Annotated in this window: 1 protein-coding gene; it reads left to right on the top strand. The window is 30.9% G+C overall.

Annotated features, from left to right (window positions below):
* Positions 1 to 90: 90 nt before the first annotated feature.
* Positions 91 to 897 (top strand): hypothetical protein, encoded by an 807-nt coding sequence (locus A8L32_RS23255; RefSeq protein WP_066633807.1) that lies wholly within the window; start codon positions 91 to 93, stop codon positions 895 to 897.
* Positions 898 to 1,101: the final 204 nt, after the last annotated feature.

Here is a 1,101-nt window from a genome sequence, read left to right on the forward strand (position 1 = left end):
AGCCCTTATTGGGGGAGAGTGACACCAATCATTTTTAAATATGGAATTCCTAATAAATTGACTCAATATTGTGAAAACTAATATTTAGCTATGAAAAATTTACAATATGTCATATTTATAATTTTTATCGTTTTGTTCTCATGCAAACAAAAGGAAATTTTACCACCTAATGAAAAGCCAGAGATTGATTATAAGCTAATTGACAGTATCGAAAACGAATTGTTAAAAGCATATTCAGACACAAACTTTAAAGCATTAGAAGACTTATTCTTGGGATTTTGCGAAAAACAGAAACCAATTGACACAAGTTTAATCAAATCTCAAATAGAAAAGGATATTTATAATATATTTCACTTAGTCTATAAACCAAATAAGCTTGACTTTTTAAGTGACTCTATATTTAATCCGAAGCATTATAAAAATACGGATTACTATATAATTCAATCGAAAGTTAAATATTTTTTAGAGGATGGTGTAAAAAGAGAAATATGGTATGATAGTATGCCTGCGATATGGAATTTTAAACCAAAGCTAAAATTCAAAAACAATAAAAAATATTTTTACTTAACACCTGAGATTGATTCCGCAATTAATCGATTTCTTGATTTTCAGGACTATCCAGTTGGAGAAGGAAATTTAATGAATCCAGCATTACCAAGACAAGAAACGGAGAAAAGATTTAATTTCATTTATAAGCTTGCAAAAATAAAATATGGACATTGGGGCGGCTACTGGCATTTAGAAACACATCCAGAAATTAGCGTAATACAATTCACGCAGAAAAGAAATTATGCATATGTAAGTTATAGGATACAATATACTTTTTGGATTGCAGAAGTGTATAAAAAGAATGGAGAATGGATTATTATGAAAATAAAACAAAACGGAGCTGAATAAAGAACAACAAGGGCTAACAACAGCTATAGCTAATACGGGTTTCGTGCGGTATTTGAGCCTCTCTTCTGTTTGGTATCGCCGCCAAGACGTTGTCTTGACGGTGTCAATTATTTTGTTAAATTTGGTGTCAAAACAAACGCTTGGCTCATGAGTAAACTGACACGAAATTGCATTAAAATCCGTACTAGACCATAGCTAAACGTT

It is taken from the genome of Labilibacter marinus, assembly GCF_001659685.2.
Lineage (GTDB): Bacteria > Bacteroidota > Bacteroidia > Bacteroidales > Marinilabiliaceae > Saccharicrinis > Saccharicrinis marinus.

Bases quoted from the DNA above. Each gene is read 5' to 3' on its own strand.
- A8L32_RS23255 (WP_066633807.1), top strand. From the start codon at position 91: ATGAAAAATTTACAATATGTCATATTTATAATTTTTATCGTTTTGTTC.